This is a genomic window from Propionimicrobium sp. PCR01-08-3, from assembly GCF_030286045.1.
Taxonomy (GTDB): Bacteria; Actinomycetota; Actinomycetes; order Propionibacteriales; family Propionibacteriaceae; genus Brooklawnia.
In genome coordinates, this window is sequence record NZ_CP127390.1 from 12,975 (window position 1) to 33,332 (window position 20,358).

At 62.3% G+C, this 20,358-nt stretch carries 17 protein-coding genes; 14 read left to right on the forward strand and 3 right to left on the reverse strand.

Annotated features, from left to right (window positions below):
• Nucleotides 1-134: 134 nt before the first annotated feature.
• The 3 genes from pgi to argS all read left to right on the forward strand — a co-directional run bounded on the left by pgi (nt 135) and on the right by argS (nt 4,418).
• A complete protein-coding gene (gene pgi, locus QQ658_RS00055; protein WP_286025654.1) occupies nt 135-1,805 on the forward strand; it encodes a glucose-6-phosphate isomerase in 1,671 nt (556 codons plus the stop codon).
• Nucleotides 1,806-1,915: 110 nt separating this feature from the next.
• On the forward strand, nt 1,916-2,560 hold the full coding sequence (locus tag QQ658_RS00060) for a SanA/YdcF family protein (RefSeq protein WP_286025655.1): 645 nt from the start codon (nt 1,916-1,918) through the stop codon (nt 2,558-2,560).
• Nucleotides 2,561-2,774: 214 nt separating this feature from the next.
• Entirely contained in the window at nt 2,775-4,418 is a 1,644-nt protein-coding gene (gene argS, locus QQ658_RS00065) for an arginine--tRNA ligase (protein ID WP_286025656.1), read from the forward strand.
• A 165-nt stretch (nt 4,419-4,583) separates the two neighbouring features.
• Here argS and ppgK read toward each other — a convergent pair whose 3' ends face one another.
• Nucleotides 4,584-5,351 (reverse strand): polyphosphate--glucose phosphotransferase, encoded by a 768-nt coding sequence (gene ppgK, locus QQ658_RS00070; RefSeq protein ID WP_286025657.1) that lies wholly within the window; start codon nt 5,349-5,351, stop codon nt 4,584-4,586.
• A 299-nt stretch (nt 5,352-5,650) separates the two neighbouring features.
• Between ppgK and QQ658_RS00075 the strand changes: the two genes are divergently transcribed.
• From QQ658_RS00075 to QQ658_RS00095, 5 genes are all read left to right on the forward strand, one after another.
• Entirely contained in the window at nt 5,651-6,343 is a 693-nt protein-coding gene (locus QQ658_RS00075; RefSeq protein ID WP_286025658.1) for a GntR family transcriptional regulator, read from the forward strand.
• A 317-nt stretch (nt 6,344-6,660) separates the two neighbouring features.
• On the forward strand, nt 6,661-7,641 hold the full coding sequence (locus QQ658_RS00080) for a 4-hydroxythreonine-4-phosphate dehydrogenase PdxA (protein WP_286025659.1): 981 nt from the start codon (nt 6,661-6,663) through the stop codon (nt 7,639-7,641).
• Complete coding sequence (locus QQ658_RS00085) at nt 7,634-8,185, forward strand: tripartite tricarboxylate transporter TctB family protein (RefSeq protein ID WP_286025660.1); 552 nt, start codon at nt 7,634-7,636, stop codon at nt 8,183-8,185. Before QQ658_RS00080 ends, QQ658_RS00085 begins: the two co-directional genes overlap by 8 nt.
• 48 nt (nt 8,186-8,233) lie before the next feature.
• Nucleotides 8,234-9,694, forward strand: a complete 1,461-nt coding sequence (locus tag QQ658_RS00090) for a tripartite tricarboxylate transporter permease (protein ID WP_286025661.1) — start codon at nt 8,234-8,236, stop codon at nt 9,692-9,694.
• 39 nt (nt 9,695-9,733) lie between these two features.
• Complete coding sequence (locus tag QQ658_RS00095; protein WP_286025662.1) at nt 9,734-10,711, forward strand: tripartite tricarboxylate transporter substrate binding protein; 978 nt, start codon at nt 9,734-9,736, stop codon at nt 10,709-10,711.
• Between the two features lie 52 nt (nt 10,712-10,763).
• Here QQ658_RS00095 and QQ658_RS00100 read toward each other — a convergent pair whose 3' ends face one another.
• Nucleotides 10,764-11,819 (reverse strand): CPBP family intramembrane glutamic endopeptidase, encoded by a 1,056-nt coding sequence (locus QQ658_RS00100; RefSeq protein ID WP_286027136.1) that lies wholly within the window; start codon nt 11,817-11,819, stop codon nt 10,764-10,766.
• 285 nt (nt 11,820-12,104) lie between these two features.
• Between QQ658_RS00100 and QQ658_RS00105 the strand changes: the two genes are divergently transcribed.
• The 6 genes from QQ658_RS00105 to QQ658_RS00130 all read left to right on the forward strand — a co-directional run bounded on the left by QQ658_RS00105 (nt 12,105) and on the right by QQ658_RS00130 (nt 18,901).
• Nucleotides 12,105-13,541: an MFS transporter gene (locus tag QQ658_RS00105; protein ID WP_286025663.1), complete on the forward strand. Its 1,437-nt coding sequence runs from the start codon at nt 12,105-12,107 to the stop codon at nt 13,539-13,541.
• Nucleotides 13,542-14,187: 646 nt separating this feature from the next.
• Nucleotides 14,188-16,047, forward strand: a complete 1,860-nt coding sequence (gene dnaK / locus QQ658_RS00110) for a molecular chaperone DnaK (RefSeq protein ID WP_286025664.1) — start codon at nt 14,188-14,190, stop codon at nt 16,045-16,047.
• A 6-nt stretch (nt 16,048-16,053) separates the two neighbouring features.
• Entirely contained in the window at nt 16,054-16,713 is a 660-nt protein-coding gene (locus QQ658_RS00115) for a nucleotide exchange factor GrpE (protein ID WP_353057931.1), read from the forward strand.
• A 30-nt stretch (nt 16,714-16,743) separates the two neighbouring features.
• The gene (gene dnaJ, locus QQ658_RS00120; protein ID WP_286025665.1) at nt 16,744-17,910 is read left to right on the forward strand and encodes a molecular chaperone DnaJ; all 1,167 of its coding nucleotides are present in this window, start codon (nt 16,744-16,746) and stop codon (nt 17,908-17,910) included.
• The gene (locus tag QQ658_RS00125; protein WP_286025666.1) at nt 17,907-18,353 is read left to right on the forward strand and encodes a heat shock protein transcriptional repressor HspR; all 447 of its coding nucleotides are present in this window, start codon (nt 17,907-17,909) and stop codon (nt 18,351-18,353) included. Before dnaJ ends, QQ658_RS00125 begins: the two co-directional genes overlap by 4 nt.
• A complete protein-coding gene (locus tag QQ658_RS00130) occupies nt 18,350-18,901 on the forward strand; it encodes a hypothetical protein (protein WP_286025667.1) in 552 nt (183 codons plus the stop codon). Before QQ658_RS00125 ends, QQ658_RS00130 begins: the two co-directional genes overlap by 4 nt.
• Here the strand turns inward: QQ658_RS00130 and QQ658_RS00135 are convergent.
• Nucleotides 18,861-20,294 (reverse strand): PH domain-containing protein, encoded by a 1,434-nt coding sequence (locus QQ658_RS00135; RefSeq protein ID WP_286025668.1) that lies wholly within the window; start codon nt 20,292-20,294, stop codon nt 18,861-18,863. The two genes, QQ658_RS00130 and QQ658_RS00135, sit on opposite strands and share 41 nt — an antisense overlap.
• Nucleotides 20,295-20,358 lie beyond the last annotated feature (64 nt).

Genomic DNA, 20,358 nt, shown 5'->3' on the forward strand with positions numbered 1-20,358 from the left:
GCCTCACTAGCATGTTGCTTCATGCACCTCGCGTTTCGCGGGGTGCATGAGCTTTCTCGCCTCATATTCGAGGAGCAGCGCGCAATTTTCGGGCGGACCTCGCTCCATATGAGTGAAACCCCTAAGCTGGCCCCATGCGTACTCCGGTTGATGCGACTGCCACTCCCGCTTGGGCCGAACTCGCCAGTCTCTATGGCAGCCTGAATGTCGATTTCCGCGCCTGGTTCGCTGACGATCCGGGCCGCGCCCAGCGGCTGTCTCTGGCCGCTGCCGATCTCTATGCCGACCTTTCCAAGAACTATCTGACCGACGAGATCAGGGATGCCCTCGTCCGGCTGGCCGAGCAGGTCGACGTGCCCGGGCACCGGGACGCGATGTTCGCGGGCGAGCGGATCAACACTACTGAGGACCGCTCAGTACTACATACCGCGCTGCGGCAGCCTCGCGATGCCGAGGTCGTGGTAGACGGGGTCAACGTTGTCGAGCAGGTGCATGAGGTGCTCGACCGGATGTATGCCTTTGCCGAGAAGATCCGCTCAGGCGAGTGGGTAGGCGTCACCGGCAAGCCCATTCGCACCGTCATCAACATCGGGATCGGCGGATCCGATCTTGGTCCGGTGATGGTCTACGAGGCACTGAAGCCCTACCACCACGATGGCATCGAGTGCCGGTACATCAGCAATATCGACCCTGCCGACGTCTATGAAACGACCCATGACGCCGATCCCGAAACCACGCTGTTCATCGTCGCGTCCAAGACCTTCACCACTTTGGAGACGATGACCAACGCCCGGATGGCGAAGAACTGGCTGCTGAATTCGCTCAGCACCGCGGGCGTCATCACCGATGATGCGCAGCGCGAGGAGACCATCAAGCGCCACTTCGTCGCGGTGTCGACGAATCTCGAAAAGGTCGCGGAGTTCGGCATCGATCCCGAGAACGCATTTGGCTTCTGGGATTGGGTCGGTGGACGCTATTCGGTCGATTCGGCGGTCGGGCTATCCGACATCATCGCCATCGGTCCGGAGAACTGGCAGAGCTTCTTGGCCGGTTTCCACGCGATGGACGAGCATTTCCGCACCGCGCCGCTGGCCGAGAACCTCCCGGTCATGATGGGCATGCTGAACGTTTGGTACAACAACTTCTACGATGCCCAGTCGCATGCCGTGCTGCCTTATGCGCAGTATCTGCACCGCTTCCCGGCCTATCTGCAGCAGCTGACGATGGAATCCAACGGCAAGCGGACGCGCTGGGATGCGTCCCCGGTCAATCTGCAGACCGGGGAGGTCTTCTGGGGCGAGCCCGGCACCAACGGCCAGCACGCGTTCTACCAGCTGATTCATCAGGGCACCAAGGTGATTCCGGCCGACTTCATCGCGCCAGTGAATCCGGGCCACGCGCTTCGTGAGGGCGGCACCGACGTGCACGCGCTCTTCTTGTCGAATTTCTTCGCGCAGACGGCCGCGCTAGCGTTCGGCAAGACGGCCGACGAGGTGCGCGCGGAAGGGACGGCGGAGGAGATCGTGGAGGCTCGGGTCTTCCCGGGCAACAAGCCGACGACCTCGATCATGGTGCCAGAGCTCAGCCCGCGGATCCTCGGCGAGCTGATTGCGCTGTACGAGCACATCACCTTCGTCGAAGGTGCCGTATGGGGCGTCAACTCGTTCGATCAGTGGGGTGTCGAGCTCGGCAAGAAGCTCGCGCTCGAGATCGCTCCCGCCGTTACCGGGGACGATGGGGCCCTCGACAAGCAGGATGCCTCGACCAAGAACCTGATCGATTTCTACCGGGAGCACCGCATCTAGTTGTGCAGCTCGGGCCTGATCGTCGGCAACGAGTTTGGCCGAGGGGCACGTCGGCGCAGATCGACTGTGTTGGCGTGCCTCCATCTTGCCGATTCACGTAAGGTGGGCTCATGCGCATACTCGGGCGGGCGCTGGTCGCACTTCTGATTCTTGCCCTGCTCGTGGTGGGCGGGCCGTGGGCTGCCGTTCAGGTCATGTCGATCGACCGCACCTGGACGGATGCGGACGAGGCTCCCGCGCGCGACGTCGGCCTCGTGATGGGCGCGGCAACGATCGGCGGACTCTCTCCTTCCGGGTACTTGCAGGCCCGGCTCGACGTGGCGCTCGAGCTATGGAAGCAGGGCAAGATCACGGTGTTCATCGTGACCGGCAGCACCAGCGACAACGAGCCCGCCGTGATGCGCGACTATCTCGTCCAGAACGGCGTTGATCCGCTGGACGTCATTGAGGACGAGGGAGGCCTGTCCTCGTATTCGTCCTGCGTCCGGGCGAAAGAAGTTTTCGGCGTCGATCAGCTGACAGTGATCTCGCAGAGCTACCACGTTCCGCGCACCGTCGCCACCTGCCGGATGGTCGGTGTCGATGCGATTGGGGTCGGCGATGACGAGCGCGAAGACAACGACGCCCTGCGCAGCTATAAGCGCCGCGAGCTCGCCGCCAACATGAAGATGATCTACGACGTCCTGACGAAAACCGATGTCGGCACCCTGACCTACGACCCGTCCGTGCAGGACGCCCTTGCCCGTCATCGCTGATTGAGGCGAGAGCAGAAACGAGCTTGCTCGTTTCTGCCGAGCCGATTGAAAGCGATTGACGAACAGAGTGAGAAACACAGGTGATTGAGACGAGAGAAAAGAACGCTTGCGTTCTTTTCCGAGCCGATTGAACCTGTTGAACGAGCGAGAGCGAGAAGCATCGCTGATTGAGCCGATTCCGGCCCAACCGGTGCGAGGTGAGAGAATGGTCAGCATGTCTTCACTGCCGTCTCTTCTCTCGCAGCGGGTCCAAGCAGTTGCCGGGGCAGACCCCGAACTGCGTCCGGCCACCAAACCGCAATTCGGACACTTTCAGTCGAATGTCGCGCTGCGGCTGGCCAAGCAGGAAGGCGCCAAGCCGCGCGATGTCGCTCAGCGCATCGTCGACGCCCTCGATCTGGACGATCTGTGTGAGACCCCCGAGATCGCCGGGCCCGGCTTCATCAACTTCCGGTTGCGTTCCGACGTGCTGGCCCGCACCGTCAGCGATCAACTCGCCGATCCCAAGGCAGGCATTGCGCAGACCACCGAGCCCAAGCGGATCGTGATCGACTATTCGTCCCCGAATGTCGCCAAGCAGATGCACGTCGGGCACCTGCGCTCCACCATCATCGGCGACTGCTTCAGGCGAGTGTTGAGCGCGCAAGGCCACACCGTCATCGCGCAGAACCACATCGGTGACTGGGGACGCCAGTTCGGCATGCTGATCGAGCAGATCAACGATGAGAAACTCGATCTCGACACCCTCGACCTGCCCGGCGCAGAGGCGCTCTATCGTCGCGCCAACGCACACCTGAACGAGGACGAAGCGTTCGCTGAGCGCGCGCGAGAACGCGTGGTGAAGCTGCAATCAGGCGATCCGGAGACCAAGGCGCAGTGGCAACAACTCATCTCGATTTCGCTGGCAGGTTTCAACCGCACCTACCGGCGGATGAATGTGCTGCTATCTGATAAGGACGTGGCGGGGGAGTCGACCTACAACGACATGCTTGCCGCTGTGGCCGATGATCTCGAATCCCGTGGCATAGCGGTGCACGATTCGGGAGCGTTGGTGGTTTTCGTCGACGGCTTCGATGCGCCTGCGATCATCCGTAACTCTGCGGGCGGCTACGGCTACGACGCCACTGATCTCGCGGCTATCAGGCATCGGATAGACGATCTGGACGCCGACCGCATCGTCTACGTCACCGACGCCCGGCAGGCGAACCATTTCAAGTTGGTCTTCTCCATCGCGCGCCGGGCCGGTTACCTACCCGATGACGTGCAGGTGCAGCACGTTGGCTTCGGCATGGTGCTGGGCCCGGGAGGCACGCCGATCAAGACTCGGGATGGCGGCACCGTCACCCTCGAAAGTCTGCTGGACGAAGCCGAGGAGCATGCGTCCCCGCAGATCGCGCTGGCCGCTATCAAGTACGCGGACCTGTCGAACAGCCTGCAGAAGGACTACGTGTTCGATGCCGAACGGATGACCCAGACCACCGGCGACACAGGCCCCTATCTGCAGTACGCCCATTCGCGTTGCGCCGGCATCTTGCGTGAGGCCGCGGCCAGATCGCTCGTGTCGTCTGATGCCACCACCATCACGGTGCTGGATGAGCCCGCCGAGCAGGAACTCGCCTTGTGGCTCACGCGCTTCGGCGAGATGGTGCAGGTGGTTGCCGATGAGCTGACCCCGCACAAACTGTGCACGTACCTGTTCGAGCTCGCCACCAAGTTCTCGGCGTTCTACGAGAAGTGCCCGGTGCTCAAGAGCGACGGCGACGTGCGCAGCTCCAGGCTGGCCCTGGTTGCCGCGACGAAGCAGGTGCTGGCCACCGGTCTGGATCTGCTCGGGATCATCGCTCCCGACCGTATGTGAGTCTGGTTGCCCGGCAAATCTGGGAGCGCTCCCGGTGCGAGCGGTCAGTTAGGAACCTTAATGGTCTGACGCGATCTGTGCCGGTCTACTCAATTGGGTCGGGCAGTTGTGGGACGCTGGCGAGGAGAGCGCGCGCGGCGGGTACGCGGGCTCACTCGTCCTTGCTCAGCTGGGGATCTGATCGGATGCGGCGATCGCTGCGCCGACGATACCGGCGCGATTGAACAAGGTGGCCGGCACGATCGGGGTGCTCAACTCGAGTAACGGCAGAAACTTCTCGTGACTACGGGAGACCCCGCCTCCGACGACGAAAAGATCGGGCCAGAAGTACTTCTCCAGGCGGCGGTAGTACTTCTGAAGCCGCTTTGACCAGCGCTTATAGCTGAGGTGCTCGTTTGCCTTGGCGTGCGCGGACGCCTTGGTCTCTGCATCATGCCCGTTGATCTCGATATGGCCGAGTTCGGTATTGGGCACCAGGACGCCGTTCATGATCAAGGCGGTGCCGATGCCGGTTCCGAGTGTTGTCATGATCACCAGACCGGGATGGCCTTTGGCTGCGCCGAAATACACTTCGGCGAGGCCTGCAGCGTCCGCATCATTGACCAGGACGGTCTTGCGTCCGAGACGCTCGGTGAAGAGCTGTTCTGCATTCACACCTTCCCAAGAAGAATGCAGGTTGGCCATCATCGTCACAGTGCCGTGCACGACCGGTGCCGGAAGGGCGATGCCGATCGGTTCATTGCCGAACTGGTCGGAGAATTTCTCGGCTATCTTGGCCACCACATCGGCACAGGCTTTGGGGGTTGCCTTCTTCGGGGTCGCGATTCGGATGCGCTCTGCAGCGAACTCGCCGGTCGTGAGGTCAACGGGTGCGCCTTTGATGCCCGATCCACCGATGTCGATGCCGAGCACGAGCTGCGATCGCGAAGTCATGCGGTAATGCTATCGGGCGAAGCCGGACGAGAGCTACTGGTTCATTTGTGCTTGTGGACCCTCTCAGGCTCAGGAGTTTGACGCATCGACCGGTAGGAGACTACGCGGACAGTGTGGCGTCCGAGCGCCGTGAGTAGTCTTCGAAGTGATCCGTTCGTTCGTCAAAACGTGAGGTGGGGCCGCGCCTTCGGCTTGGACGAGGGCCCGGATCATTGATGACAGGACCAGATCGGTCGCCCGCCTGTGCTACAACATTGCATATAATTCTGCCAAATCCTTTAGACCGAGGAGGGCCTGCCGTGGCCATCGAAGATGATGATCTCGCCGAAGTGCTCAGCGAGCATCCGCTTGGACTGGCCGGTCAGGCCTATGACAGTCTCGTCGATCTGATACTTCAGGGTGAATTGAGGCCGATGCAGCCATTGCGCATCCATTCATTGGCCAAGAGCATGGGGGTTTCTGCGACACCGGTACGCGAAGCGTTGGTCCGGGCCAGCGCCAGTGGCCTGGTGGTGCGCGAGAACAACAAAGGCTTTCGGGTGTCCCCACGCCCCGGCGCTACCGAACTGGACGACCTCTTCGAGGCCAGAATGACTATCGAGGAGAAGACCGCATGGTTGGCCGCCTCCCACGTGAATGCCGAGTTGCTGGCAAACCTCGAAGCCACCTGGCATTATCAGCAGGCCTGGGATGCGGCGGACAGCTTCGAAGGATTCCGCGGCTTCTTGGACGCCGACCATGACTTCCATGCCCACATCGCGAGAGCCGCAGGCAACCACTACCTCGCCTCGGCGCTGGAGGTGATGGGCAGCCATGTCCAGCGCTATCGATCCTTCGATGAAGAGGTCGTGGCCGATCAGGCGCAGACTCTTACCGAGCATCGTGCCATCATCGAGGCGCTGGCCAACCGCAATCCGGACGCCGCCCAAGCTGCGATGCGGCTGCACCTGGCAAACCTGAGGATGCGCGTCCGCAAAGAACGCGAGAGCTGATAGAAAGGCGCTCTGCCGGACCCACCGGACGTGTCCGGCCCCTGGAAGGAAAAGCAATTGTGCGCAGCCGACCTGGGTTGACTGACCACGAAATATATACAATACTGACGCAGGTAAGCGGAATCGGATATCCGGCGAAGGGGCCAGACAAGGTGATAATTCCCAGCTGCGTTCAGGTACTTGATTTCGTCAGCACGTTGAAGTGAGCCAAATCGGGGCTCGCGGTAGCAACACCGAGAGCCTGTCATCCACGTCATCGATGGGAGACTGCAATGCGTGATCTGATTGATACTGAGTCTATTCGACCCAGATTGGCGATGACTTTAGGCGACTTGTCGGGGGTGGGGCCTGAATTGGCGGTGAAGCTCCTGGCCAATGAGGAGAACCGTAACAAGGCAGATATCCATTTGCTGGCCTCGCCCGCAGAACTGAAACGGTTCGCCGATGAAGTCGGCGTCGCAATCCCTGTCGCTGATCAGGCTGAGCACGGCAAGGTCGTTTTGGTGGGTTCGAAGCTCGCGGACGTGCCTGTCGAGCGTGGGGTGGCGTCCGTCGCGGGAGGCAAGCGAGTGATGAGCGACCTGCTGGACTGCCTGGAGCTGTTCAAACAGAACAAGATCGACTCGATCCAGTTCCTGCCGCTCAACAAGTCGGCGCTGCACGATGCGGGAATGCACGAGGAGGACGAGCTTCGCTGGTTCGCCAAAGAACTCGGCTTCACCGGCACCACGTCGGAGTTGAACTTCTCCGGGCATCTGACGACCTCGCGGGTGACCTCGCACTGTCCGATCAGCGACGTCTCCAGACGCATCAATGCACGTTCGGTTTATGAGGCGATTCGGCTGCTCAACGAGGTGATCAGCGCCAACGGCATCGAGAAGCCTCGGCTGGCGGTTTGCGCGCTGAACCCGCATGCCGGCGAATCGGGCCAGTTCGGGCGCGAGGAAATCGACCACATCGCTCCCGGTATCAAGCTGGCAGTCAATGAAGGGATCGATGCGAAGGGGCCCTTCCCCTGCGACACGATCTTCATCGCGGCCCGCGACAGACAGTATGACGGCGTCGTGACGATGTATCACGACCAAGGCCAGATCGCCATGAAGCTGATGGGCTTCGACGGCGGCGTCACCGTGCAAGGTGGGCTGCCGGTTCCGATCGCGACCCCTGCCCATGGCACGGCCTACAACATCGTCGGCCAGAACAAGGCAAGCATCGGTCCCGCCCAGCAGGCATTCGACATCGCGGTTGCCCTCGGCCGCAGGACCGTCGCGAAGCGGGCTGGGCAGCAGCATGAGTGAATCAGTGGCTCATGAGGCGGGAGCACACAAGCGTGTCGAGTTGGGACCATGGATCGTTCGGCTGATATTTCTGGGAATCGGCATCGCGGTATTGGTCGGCTCGATCGGTTACGGGCTTGAGACGGCCGACGGGCTTGTCGGTCCGGGCATGGTGCCGTTCCTCGCGTCCGTGGTCATGGTGCTGGCGACGCTTGTTGAGTGCCTGAATGCACTGCGCAAGCAGCGCGCCGGAGCCGAGGGGACAGAAGAAGCGAACGCGATAGCGGACGCCGACGATGTCGATAATCTTGGACGCACCGCCGCCCAGCGGAATCGGGCAGTTGTTTTGGTTTTCGGGGCGATCCTGCTGACCGTCCTGCTCACTAGGATCATCGGACTCCTGATCTCACTCAGCCTGATGGTATTCGGGCTGATCGCGTTCGTCGAGCGTAAACCCTGGTGGATCGCGTTGATCGCTGGTGTCGGGTCGTTCGTGTTCGGCTGGGTGGTCTTCGGGCTCGTGCTCAACGTTCCGTTGCCTACCGGCATGCTCGGTCTGATCTAGGGATGGTGAATCATGCTTGAGAACATCCTCTTAGGCTTTTCAACTTCGTTGACACCCGAGAATCTGTTGTGGTGCCTGATCGGCGTCGTGCTGGGCACAGTGATCGGTATGTTGCCCGGACTCGGTGCGACGACAGGCGTGGCGGTATTGTTGCCACTCACCTTGTCGATGGAGCCGGTGACTGCCCTCATCATGCTCGCCGGCATCTACTATGGCTGCCAATATGGGGGCACAATCGCTGCCGTGCTGATTGCAACCCCGGGAGACGCAAACGCGGTCGCTACCGTGATCGACGGGTATGCACTGGCCAGAAAAGGGCAGGCGGGCAAGGCTCTTGCCATTGCCGCAATCGGATCGTTCGTTGCGGCGGTCATCTCGCTGGTTCTGCTCATGCTGATAGCGGCTCCGATCGCGACTTTTGCCCTGCGGTTCGGTCCGGCCGAAATGCTGGCCATCATGATCATGGGTTTGCTCACGATCATCTCTTTCTCAGGTGACAATCTCGCCAAGGGTCTGATGATGGCGGGGCTCGGCCTCTTCCTGTCCGCCGTGGGCATGTCGACCGGCTTCGCTCAGGCGCGCTTCACGTTCGGCAATATCCAGTTGCTCGGCGGTATCGATTTCGTTGTCGTGATGATCGGAGTCTTCGCAATCGGTGAAGTCGTGAGCCAGATCGGCACCGGTGGTGTCGAGCCGATCACGACTCGCATGCGTGACATGAGAATCAAGCGCAATGATGTCAAGCAATCGATGCCGTCGATTCTGCGTGGCAGCGGCGTCGGCTTTGCGCTCGGCACACTGCCGGGGGCGGGATCGACTCTCGCCGCCTTGGTCGCGTACGGCGTCGAGAAGCAGGTCAGTCCTTTCCGTAGGAACTTTGGTAAAGGCGCCATTCAAGGCGTGGCCGCTGCCGAATCCGCCAACAACGCTGCCAATGCCAACTTCATTCCGACCCTGGCCCTCGGAATTCCCGGCGGTACGACGACTGCTGTGCTGCTGGGCGCATTCGTGATGTATGGCGTGCAACCGGGCCCCTTGCTATTCCAGAGTCAGCCGTCGCTGGTGTGGGGCCTGCTGACGTCGTTCTTCATTGGCAATGTCATCCTGCTTGTCCTGAACTTGCCGCTGGCACCGGTTTTCGCTCAGGCACTCCGCTTGAACTATTCGTACCTGTATCCACTGATCCTGTTCTTCTCCATGATCGGCGCCTTCGCCGTCGGCAATAACCTGTTCGCGCTGACCGTCTTGTTCGCGGCAGGCGTTGCCGGGTTCTTCTTGAAGAAATACGACTACCCCACGGCTCCGCTGATCCTTGGCCTGGTGCTCGGCCCAATGGTCGAGAAGGCACTCGTCCAGACCTCCTCCTATTCGAATGGGGATCTCACCGTGCTGTTCAAAGAGCCGCTCGCGCTGGCGATTCTGCTGATCACCGTCGTCATCATGGTGATCCCCAATGTGGCCAAGCGCGTGGGACGCAAGCCGAAGGCTGCCGTCCCGGTCACGCAATAGGCAACTAACCGTAAACACCACACTCAAAGGAGAGACGACATGACTAAAAGCAAGCTCGCATGCGCCGTTGCTGGGACAGCAGCCCTGACATTGGCGCTGGCAGGTTGCTCGGGAGGCGACTCCGGCTCTGGCTCGGGAGATGGCTTCGATCCCGGTGATCGCATCACAATGATCGTGCCGATGGGTCCCGGAGGTGGATCCGATGTTTCGGGTCGCGCCATCGCGTCCGGGCTCGAAGGCGTCACGGATAAGACGATCTCGGTGGAAAACCTGCAGGGCGGTGGCGGCGCGGTCGGATATGCGGAGTTCATGACGCATGAGGGAGATGCTTCATATCTGCTCGGTACCGAGACTGCGATGGTGAACCTGCCTCTGACACAAGATGTGCCGTTCACCTGGCAGTCCTTCACCCCGATCATGAAAGTGGGTCAGGACTCGGCAATGGTCGTGGTCTCAAAGGACTCGGCGTACACCAGTTGCGCGGAGGTCGTCGAGGCCGCCAGGACTTCAACAGTGAAAGCGGCCGCGTCCGGAGGCCCGACTGGCAATGATGCGATTCAGCTGAACTTGATTCAAAAGGATCAAGGAATCACCTTCCAGCAGGTGCCCTATGAATCGGGTGGCGAAGCGATCGCGGCTGCCATGGGCGGCCATGTCGACATCGCGGTCGCGAATCCGAGCGAGATCGTCGGTCAGCTGGAATCGGGCGACATGAAAGCGCTCTGTGCGATTTCTGATGAGCGCTACTCCTATGACGACTTGAAAGACATCCCGACGACCATCGAAGAAGGTATCAACGTGACCTTCTCTCAGTTCCGCGGAATTATTGCTCCGGGTGGGCTGAGCGACGAGGCGAAGCAGTACTGGATCGACGCCTCAAAGCAGTACGCCGAGACGGATGAGTTCACGACGTACATGGAGGACAACTACATGCAGACCGCACCGCTGTACGGCGATGAATTCGCTGACTATCTCAGTGACTACGAGGCTGACTTGAAGGCCGGTTTGGACGCCTGATCCAGCTGGCAGCCCTCAATGAAGCACTTCTGGGTGCGGTAGGAGCCGGGTCTTACCGCACCCAGATTCTGTCGCTCGATGTCGCCAACCGACGGCGCCGAACCCAGAAGGGTCGGACGATCAAGCCCCGGCGGGCGACCGCGACCAGCAGCCAGATGCCCACCGCGGTGAGCACAACGATTGTCAGGGTCGAGGCCTCGATGCCGAATGATCCACCGCTCAGCCACTCGGGTCCCGTCAACGACGACCGCAGGAAGCCGTTGCCCGATGTGGAAGTGCCCGATACGACGATGCCCAGTACCGGCCCCTGCACCACGTTCCAGGCAAAGTGCAGCCCCATCACCGTCCACAAGCTGCGGGTGAATGCATACAAGGCGGCGAACAAGATGCCTGCCTCGAAGGCGATGCCGACGGCACCGAGCAACGTGGCTTGCGGGTTACCGAGATGCCCTGCTCCGAAGAAGACCGCGCTGACGGCGATCGCCGCCCAGGTGCCGAAGCCGGCTTCCACGAACCGGAACAGGATTCCACGAAACAAGATCTCCTCGGTGACGGCGGCGGACAATCCGACGGTCAGCAGCGCCGACCACCACGAGTAGCCGAAATTCACGCCTTCGATCCGAAACACCCCGAGCAGCCCCAAACAGCCGGCACATATCGCCATCAGCACGACTCCGAGCGCGATACCTGAGGCCAATCCCCGAACTGCCCGCCTGGGGGCAAGCTCATACAAGGGCCTGCGCCGTTCGACGAAACGCCCGACCACCCAGTAGGCAACCACAATTGCCACGACTGCGGCGGCCTGAACCCAGACCTGCAGCGTCGTCCACATCGAGTCGGACGAGAACCCGAGCGAATTGTTCACCATGGTTGCGACGAAGACGATCGCAACCATTGCGGCCGCCACGATCGCACCGAACACCAACAGGCGGACGAAGCCGTTGTATTGCAGGGCCGTCCGCCCTGCCCGTTGATCGGTCGGACGCAACGGCTGGTCAACAGGAAGCAGGTCCGCGTCACGAACCGCGGATGGAGCGCCGAAGATCCGGTCGAGAATACCGGCTCGGCGTCCATCCGAGGGAGTCCGCGCCGACGAAGCAACAGGCATGTCATTCACACAGAGCATCCCATCAGCTCATGAGCCGACCAGCGGTTTCATCGCCGGATTCTTTGATGGCGTGTCGCATTTCGGACGGCCTGCTGTGCGTCACATCGTCAATCGGGCACCGCGCGCGACGTGGCCATCAGTACCCGCCCAACGCCTGGGAAAATCACCGGTATCGAATATCACACGGTACCAATCAGCCGATGGATGATATACGATGTAGGAAGCTGACCGCCGATGGCCGGCGTTGATATCCAAAAGAACCACGCACACTGAATCGAGACATTGATGTCCGCAGATCCAAAAAAGGCAGTATCGAAAGAGGCGGAACCAATAGCGGAGCCGATCCCTTACGATCACGCTCGGCGCTACGACCTGTCGGAAAGCGCCACCAAGAAGGTCTTCAAGCACCTCATCCCCTTCTTGCTGCTGATGTATGTCATCGCCTTCCTCGATCGCAGCAATGTCGGCTTCGCCAAGACCGAATTCGAGGTTGACTTCGGCATTTCTGCCGGCGCTTATGCATTCGGAGCCGGTCTGTTCTTCATCGGCTATGCCGTCTTCGAGGTCCCCAGCAACATCATGATGCACAGGGTCGGCGCCAAATGGTGGATGGCCAGGATCATGATCTCCTGGGGCCTGGTGGCCGCCGCGTTCTTCTTCGTCAGCGGTCCGGTCAGCTTCTACATCTTGCGGTTCCTGCTCGGCGTGGCCGAGGCAGGCTTCTTCCCCGGCGTCATTTTGTATTTGACCTACTGGGTGCCTGCGCGTCACCTCAACCGGGCCCGCGGCATGTTCTATATGGGCCTCGCCCTTGCCGGCATCATCGGCAACCCGATCTCCGGGGCCCTGCTGCAGATGGACGGCATCTGGGGCTGGCGCGGCATCCAGTGGATGTTCCTCATCGAGGGCATCGTCGCCACCCTTGTCGGTTTCTGGTCATACCACTACCTCACCGACAAGCCGCTCGATGCACACAAGTGGCTCGAGCCCGAAGAGCGCCAGGCGCTGAACGACACCATCGAGAGCGAATCTGTCAGCAAGGCCGAAGGTCAAGCACCGCACAAGATCTCCGCAGCTCTCGTCGACTGGCGCGTGTGGTACTTCTGCCTGATCTACTTCGGCATCCAGATCGCCGTCTACGGCATGACGTTCTTCCTGCCCACTCAGGTCGCCAGCATCACCGGCCAGAGCCTTGGGTTCGCGTCGTCCCTGGTCACCGCCATTCCGTGGATCTTCGGTCTCATCTCGGTGCTCTACTTCCCGGGGCTGGCCGACCGGACGCGTAAGCAGCATCTGATCGGCACCTCGCTGTTGGTGGTCGCCGGCATCGGGCTGGGCTGCTCCGGAATCTTCGCCGCCCATCCCGTGATGGCGATTGCCGGCCTATCCTTCGCCGCCATCGGGTTCGTGGGCATGCAGGCGATCTTCTGGTCGCTGCCCACCGAGTATCTGACCGGCGTCGCCGCGGCGACCGGCATCGGATTGGTCAACTCAATCGGCAACCTCGGTGGTTTCGTGGCGCCGAACCTGCGTACCTGGGCCGAGGGCCTGTGGGGGGATTCCGCTGGTGTCATCACCTTGGGTATCGCCTCCATCGTCGCCGGTGTGCTGTTCGGAGTGACGAAATTCTTCAAGAAGGCCAACGACATCGAGGCCGGACATATCGAGGGCATCGATCCTTCGCTTTCGCCATCCACTGACGATGTGAAGCGAGCAATCTAAACCCTGGTCGAGCTTGCGTATCTGTGCAGTTCGCGGTGAGCCGGCTTCACACGGACGTCCCTGATCGGGGCGACCGGTGAAGCACGGCGCCGCCGATGGCCGGATTCGCAGCCGAGTAGGTCCCTGGGACGTGGCTTGCTGAGCACGAATGCCGCAACCCCGGTTCATCCCGTCACGGAGTTCTGAGCCTTTCTCCGTGGCGGGATGTCTTTGTGTAAAACCTTCCGCAAGTCGGCTCTGGCATGCGGTAACAGCGGCGTGTCGGGGTGGGTTGTGCAGTGATTGCGGAAGGATTTGCACGCGGTATTGGGAACACTGCCGGAAGTGGCGTCAGCGGCGTGCTGATCTCGAGTCTTCGCATGAAGGGGTCGCGTAAGAGGCGTGTTGGCTTCTTGGCATGTCAAGGTGAGGCCACGGCAATCGCGGAGGCTCTTGCGCGCACCGGGGTAGGTCGGGAAATGACCTCCGGAAAACAAGCCAACCCCGGAATAACCCGCCTGGCCATGTAGTTGAGTCAGGTGGACTCAAGTTTCAGAGTTGAGTGCGCTAGACTCAATCCAGCGCGGCTCGCTGAGACGTGAATCGCAACTGAACTTAGCAAGAACAAGCAGAGCGTCCCACCAGGGATGCAAGGAGGAAACACAACATGGCTCGTGCAGTTGGCATCGACCTCGGCACCACGAACTCGGTTGTCGCGGTGCTGGAAGGTGGCGAACCCACCGTCATCCCGAACGCCGAAGGTTCGCGCACCACGCCGTCAGTGGTGGCTTTCGCCAAGGGCGGTGAGGTCATGGTCGGCGAGATCGCCAAGCGTCAGGCCGTGACCATCCCCGATCGCACTGTTCTTTCGGTCAAGCGCCACATGGGCACCGACTGGAAGACCACCATCGACGGCAAGGACTATCGTCCGCAGCAGATCAGCGGCTACGTGCTGCAGAAGCTGAAGAGGGACGCCGAGGCCTATCTCGGTGAGCCCATCACCAACGCGGTGATCACCGTGCCCGCCTACTTCGGCGATGCCGAGCGCCAGGCGACCAAGGAGGCCGGCGAGATCGCCGGACTGACCGTCGACCGCATCATCAATGAGCCCACCGCGGCGGCGTTGGCCTACGGCCTCGACAAGTCGGAGCAGGAGCAAACCGTCTTGGTCTTCGACCTCGGCGGTGGCACCTTCGACGTTTCGCTGCTGGATATCAGCGAGGGCGTTTTCGAGGTCAAGGCGACCAAGGGCGACCCGAGGCTGGGCGGCGACGACTGGGATCAGCGCATCATCGACTGGCTGGTCACCCAGTTCAAGAACAAGACCGGCGTCGACCTGTCCAAGGACAAGATGGCCGTTCAGCGTCTGAAGGAAGCCGCCGAGCGCGCCAAGATCGAGTTGAGCCAGGTGCAGAGCACCGATATCAACATCGCTTACATCACCGCCGGTCCCGAGGGTCCACTGCACCTCGAAGAGAAGCTGACCCGCGTCGAGTTCCAGCGCATCACCCAGGATCTGCTGGATCGTTGTAAGGGCCCGTTCAATTCGGTCCTCTCGGACGCCAAGGCATCGGTTTCGCAGATCGATCAGATCATTCTGGTCGGCGGCTCGACCCGGATGCCCGCCGTGCAGGAGCTCGTCCGCGAGCTGGCCGGTGGCAAGGAGCCGAACAAGACCGTGAACCCGGACGAGGTCGTCGCGCTCGGCGCGTCCCTGCAGGCCGGTGTGCTGAAGGGCGAGGTCAAGGACGTTCTGCTGTTGGACGTCACCCCGCTGAGCCTCGGTATCGAGACCAAGGGCGGCGTGATGACCCGCATCATCGAGCGGAACACCACGATCCCGACCAAGCGGTCCGAGATCTTCACCACGGCCGAAGACAACCAGCCTTCGGTGATGATTCAGGTCTACCAAGGCGAGCGCCAGTTCGCCCGTGACAACAAGTCGCTGGGCAACTTCGAGTTGACCGGACTGATGCCCGCGCCGCGTGGCCTGCCGCAGATCGAGGTCACCTTCGACATCGACGCGAACGGCATCGTCCACGTGTATGCGAAGGACATGGCGACCGGCAAGGAACAGTCGATGACCGTCACCGGTGGCTCGGCCCTCGGCAAGGACGAGATCGACAAGATGGTCAAGGAAGCCGAGGCCAACGAAGAGGCCGACAAGAAGCGCCGCGAGAGTGTCGACATGCGTAACGAGGCCGACGGCCTGACGTTCCGCACCGAGAAGCTCCTCGAGGAGAACGGCGACAAGATTCCTGAGGACGTGAAGACCCCGGTCACCGAGGCCCTGGATACCTTGAAGGAGGCCCTGAAGGGCACCGACAATGATGATGAGGTTCGTTCCGCTATGGACGATCTGAACCAGAAGTCGGCTGCCATGGGGCAGGCTGTTTACCAGGCCGCTCAGGCCGAGCAAGCTGCCCAGGCCCAGGCCGGCACCGAGTCGTCCGCCGAGGATGCCACCTCCGGCGACGATGACGTGGTGGACGCCGAGATCGTCGACGACGAAGAGAAGAAGGACTGATCATTCATGACCGAACCCGTGGACCAGGAAGCCATGCCCGACGAGCCGCAAGGCGAAGTGATCGGGCAGGCGGACCTGACCTCGGATGACGCTGACGCGGCGGCTCCGGCTGATAAAGCCGGGGCCGCTCCCGGCGCCGAACCCGGAGTGGGCGAGGCAGCCTCGGACGAGGCCGCGACCGAGACCGACGAGGCGACCGAGACAACCGAGCCCGGCCCAGCCGACGAGATCGATCAACTGAAGGCTTTGGTGGCCGAGCGCACCGAAGACCTGCAGCGCGTCCATGCCGAGTACATCAACTACAAGAAGCGCGTCGACCGCGATCGTTCGCTGGCCCGCCAGGGCGGCGTCGAAGCGGTGCTGCGCGACCTGCTGCCGGTCTTCGATTCGATCACCGCAGCAGCCGAGGCCGACGACCTGAACGGTGGCTTCAAGCTGACCGCCGACGAGTTGGCCAAGGTCACCAAGAGCTATGGACTGGAGTCGTTCGGTACGCCGGGCGACGAGTTCGACCCCAGGCTGCATGAGGCGTTGATGCAGATGCCCGATCCCGACGTGAGCGACATCGTCTTGCGCGACGTCATGCAGCAGGGCTACCGCATCAACGATTCTGTTGTGCGTCCGGCCCGGGTGATCGTTGCGGTACCGGCCGAACCGGCCGAATAATCTGGAGAGTCTGGAAAGGAGGGAGCGGCGATGAGCCAGAAGGATTGGATGGAGAAGGACTACTACAAGGTCCTCGGTGTCCCCAAGGACGCCAAGCCCGACCAGATCAAGAAGGCATTCCGCAAGATCGCCCGCGAGAACCATCCTGACCAGCATCCCGGCGACAAGAAGGCCGAGCAGCGTTTCAAGGAGGCCTCCGAGGCGCACGATGTGCTGAGCGATCCGGGCAAGCGCGCCGAGTACGACGAACAGCGCAACTTGTTCGGATCGGGAGGCTTCCGCTTCCAGCGCCCGGGCGCCGGCACGGCGTCCGGAGCCGGCGGAGAGAACGTCTTCCACACCACCATGGGGGACGCGGGGCTCGGTGATCTGCTGGGTAACCTCTTCGGCCAGACCGCTGGCGGCGCCTCCGCCAGGCGCACCCAGACCAGGGCCGCTCGCCGTGGTTCCGATGTCGAAGGCGAAGTCACCATCGGCTTCAACCAAGCCGTCGAAGGCGCGACCGTCGGCGTCCAGATGATGAGTGAGGACGCCTGCCCGGTCTGCCACGGCACCGGAGCGAAACCCGGCACCTCGCCCAGAGTCTGCCCGACCTGTCAAGGCTCCGGCGTCCAGCAGGCGAGCGCCGGCGGATTGTTCTCGATGACCGAAACCTGTAGCGAATGCCACGGGCGCGGTCTGATCGTGGACGATCCCTGCGACACCTGTCACGGGTCCGGACGCGCCGAGAGCCGGCACACCATGCAGGTGCGGATTCCGGCCGGCGTCTCGGATGGCCAGAAGATCCGGATCAAGGGCAAAGGGTCGCCGGGCGAAAACGGTGGCCCGCGCGGTGATCTGTATGTGCTCGTGCATGTGCGTCCGCACCCCATTTTCGGGCGCAACGGCGACAACCTGACGGTCACCGTCCCAGTGACGTTCACCGAGGCCGCGCTGGGTGCCGAGATTGAGGTACCCACCCTCGGCGGCGGTTCGGTCAAGTTGCGAGTGCCCGCCGGCACCCCCAACGGACGCACCTTCCGGGTGCGTGGCCGCGGCATCGCCAAGGGCTCGGGCACCAAGGGCGACCTGCTCGCCACGATCGACGTGCAGGTACCTGATCGGCTGACCGATCAGGCCCGTGACGCATTGCGGACCTTCACCGAGGTCTCCGGGCAGCAGAATCCGCGCGCTGATTTGCTGGCGAGCAACCGATGAGCGCCGGGATGCTGCCGGAGATCATGGATCCGGATGCTGCCATCTTCAGCATTTCGGTGGCAGCATCCCTGGCCGAGATGCATCCCCAGACCCTGCGGCAATACGACCGGCTGGGCCTGGTGATCGCCAGCCGCGCCAAGGGCGGCGGCAGAAGGTATTCGCCCCGCGACATTCAGCGGCTGCGGTTGATCCAGCGGCTGTCGCAGGACGAGGGCATCAATCTGACCGGCATCCGCCGGATCCTCAGCTTGCAGTCCGAGTTGGACGACGCCCAGCGCCGGTTGGACGAGATGGGCGATTTGCTGCGCCGGATCGCCGACGACCGCGGCATGCGGGGCCCAAGGGTCTTCTCCGCCGCGTCGTCCGGGTACGTTGCCCAGGGGCGCGTCTATCACCAGCCGTTGGCGTTGCCGGGACGCCGACCAACTAGGCTGAACGGGTGAAGTTCCGCGATCATCATGACTCCTGTCACGGCTCGAATCCAGTACGCGACGATGGGGGCGAATGGACACACGCCATGGTGCTGCACGATGGCAGCACCGTCTACGCCGATACACCGGCGGAGATCGTCGAGGAGATGATCCCCGGCTACGAGGGCCTCGACGACCAGGCAAAACAGGACGCGAGAGTTCGCCACGCGGCGCGCACCGCGTCCGTCGTCCAACAGATTCTTATCGACCGGGCCAAGTTCGACGGTGCCTTCGACCCGGACGACCCGGAGCTCGCCGGGCTGGCCCAGATCTTGACGACCGACAAGGCGCTGGCCCTGACCTTGGAACTGCCCGACAAGCCGGGGGAGCCCGCCGACTGGCTGCCGGTCGTCCCGCTCGTGCTGGTGAGGTCGAGTTACGCACCGCATACGGATTATCCGGCGATCGGCGGAAATGTGATCTGGATCGATCCGTCCACAGACGAGAGTTACCTGGATTCGCTCAACGACACCGGCATCTTCAGCTATTGGGCGGCCGATCCGGCTGCGGGGGAGTGCTGAGTAGCGACAGCTCGGGACGGGACCGGGCGGCGCGCATTCTGTCGAGTTCGCTCATCGCAAGGGCGCGGGCATCCGTCTCGTCCAGATGTTGGCAGACCACGTCGACCGGGCCGGGCGTGGTGTGCGCCTGCACATCGGCAAGCCGGAGCTTGCGCTGAATAACTCCTTGTCGCAGCCGCACCGACTGCACCCTGGCGTGCGGCACGATCGAGGTGCGTTTACGCAGCAGCCCGCCCGAGGCAACCAGCACGTACTCGTCGTAACCCCACGAGTAGGTTTGGGCGTCCAACCAGCGCAGCCAGCGTGCACTCTTGGGTATCGGACGCATCGCTATGGCGTCCAATCTCAGATTCGGCCACAAGGCATGCAGGACGATTGCAACGTCTTGCGCTGAGCCGACCGGCAGCAGCAGATTCGCGGGCACGCTCGAGCTGGACTCGGTGGGCAGGCCGAGCACGTCGATGCGGACGCGCTGCCAGCCGACGATGCGCCACAGCAGCGGCTGGCTGATGTCGACGGCCTGCACACGATTGCGCGGGATCGTCTGGCTGGTCAGCGACGTGAGTCCGGACGCAGTGCGCAGCCCGCCGTCGGGTGTCATCGTCAGGACGAAGTTCCATTCGTTGCGGATTCGGTTGAGGATCATCGCGCCCATGGCCAGTGCCCAGGGGATCAGGAACGAGGTGGACAGCCAGGCCAGCGGTTGATCGGCGATGATCCCGTAGACCACCAGCGCCGCGATCACGATCAGAAAAACCACGGTCGAGTTGGTGACGATCATGGACGCGACCAGCCGGGACGGAGGCACCGAGACAACCCGCCGATCGGCGGCCGAGGCGTCCGAGAACACCGTGCCGATAGGGGTCTGGGCGGACGCGGCGACGGTTGCCTTGGTACCGTGCGCCCGAGTGATCAGGTAGTCGCGTAGCTGATAGGCCCGCTTGCGGGAGAGGTATTCGATGGACGCGTTGGAGCCTCCGCCGCCGACATCGACGCGCAGCGCGGCAAGCCCGAGCAACCGGGCCACCAGAGGCTGAGTGACATCGACCGACTGGATCTTGGTGAAGGCGATCCGCTCCGAACGGTGCGAAATGAAGTTGCGTTCGATGCGCACCTGCTCGTCGTCGATGATGAAGCTGGTGAACCGCCAGGTCAGGTATCCGGCGATCAGGGATACGGCGAGCACCGCGACCAGCAATCCGATCGGCACGTACCAGAATTCGGCGATCGTCCCCCAGCCGCCGCTCGGGGTGTCCTGCAAGATGTCCGGTGCATCGCGCAGGATGAAATAGCCGACCGCGACGAGCGCGATCCAGCTTTTCGCGATCGGGGTCAGTGGATGGGGATGCTCCAGGACGGGCTCGTAGGCGGCCCGGGGGTCATCGGGAAGCACGGTCCCAGGGCCCTCGGGCGGCCGCGAGCTACCAGAAGGCCCGGATCCTGCCGTGTCCTCTGAC

Coding starts and splice junctions, on each gene's coding strand:
- QQ658_RS00100 (WP_286027136.1), bottom strand. CDS start 11,819: ATGCCTGTTGCTTCGTCGGCGCGGACTCCCTCGGATGGACGCCGAGCC.
- QQ658_RS00105 (WP_286025663.1), top strand. CDS start 12,105: ATGTCCGCAGATCCAAAAAAGGCAGTATCGAAAGAGGCGGAACCAATA.
- ppgK (WP_286025657.1), bottom strand. CDS start 5,351: ATGACTTCGCGATCGCAGCTCGTGCTCGGCATCGACATCGGTGGATCG.
- QQ658_RS00085 (WP_286025660.1), top strand. CDS start 7,634: ATGAGTGAATCAGTGGCTCATGAGGCGGGAGCACACAAGCGTGTCGAG.
- dnaK (WP_286025664.1), top strand. CDS start 14,188: ATGGCTCGTGCAGTTGGCATCGACCTCGGCACCACGAACTCGGTTGTC.
- QQ658_RS00095 (WP_286025662.1), top strand. CDS start 9,734: ATGACTAAAAGCAAGCTCGCATGCGCCGTTGCTGGGACAGCAGCCCTG.
- QQ658_RS00080 (WP_286025659.1), top strand. CDS start 6,661: ATGACTTTAGGCGACTTGTCGGGGGTGGGGCCTGAATTGGCGGTGAAG.
- QQ658_RS00060 (WP_286025655.1), top strand. CDS start 1,916: ATGCGCATACTCGGGCGGGCGCTGGTCGCACTTCTGATTCTTGCCCTG.
- QQ658_RS00125 (WP_286025666.1), top strand. CDS start 17,907: ATGAGCGCCGGGATGCTGCCGGAGATCATGGATCCGGATGCTGCCATC.
- QQ658_RS00115 (WP_353057931.1), top strand. CDS start 16,054: ATGACCGAACCCGTGGACCAGGAAGCCATGCCCGACGAGCCGCAAGGC.
- pgi (WP_286025654.1), top strand. CDS start 135: ATGCGTACTCCGGTTGATGCGACTGCCACTCCCGCTTGGGCCGAACTC.
- argS (WP_286025656.1), top strand. CDS start 2,775: ATGTCTTCACTGCCGTCTCTTCTCTCGCAGCGGGTCCAAGCAGTTGCC.
- dnaJ (WP_286025665.1), top strand. CDS start 16,744: ATGAGCCAGAAGGATTGGATGGAGAAGGACTACTACAAGGTCCTCGGT.